This window comes from Mesorhizobium sp. M1A.T.Ca.IN.004.03.1.1, from assembly GCF_003997555.1.
Taxonomy (GTDB): Bacteria; Pseudomonadota; Alphaproteobacteria; order Rhizobiales; family Rhizobiaceae; genus Mesorhizobium.
Genome location: NZ_RZTV01000072.1, coordinates 1 through 379, shown reverse-complemented (window position 1 = coordinate 379; position 379 = coordinate 1). Strand labels below are relative to the sequence as shown.

Below are 379 nucleotides of genomic sequence, written 5' to 3'. Positions count from 1 at the left end.
AGCCGACGAGAACGGCGAGCGGCGTCGCGAAGAACGCCACCGAGAGCAACAGCATCGGTACAACGTATGGAAAACCGCTCGCCTTCATCGTGCTCTCCTCAGCCTGCGACGAGAGCGTCGAATTGGCGGATCCAGTCGGCGCGGTTCTTGTTGATGGCGACCCAGTCCGGATAGACCATGTTGCCGAGCTGCTCGCGCGTCACATAGGCTTCGATCTCAGGCGTCAGCGCGACGTCCTTGTTGGTCGGGAACATCTCAGTCGGCGGCAGCTTCAGCTTGTCTTGCGCAGCCTTGGAGATGGCGGCATCCATATAGGCATAGGCCGCATCCAGGTTCTTCGCGCCCTTGGTAAGGTGGATGTTGACCGGGGCTGCCGGAG

The 379-nt window shown here is 61.2% G+C and carries 2 pseudogenes; both read right to left on the bottom strand.

Annotated elements, in window-relative coordinates:
- Positions 1-88: pseudogene (locus EOD29_RS30740) on the bottom strand (ABC transporter permease); the annotation flags it as partial.
- A gap of 10 nt (positions 89-98) precedes the next feature.
- Positions 99-379 (bottom strand): annotated as a pseudogene (locus EOD29_RS30735) (ABC transporter substrate-binding protein); the annotation flags it as partial.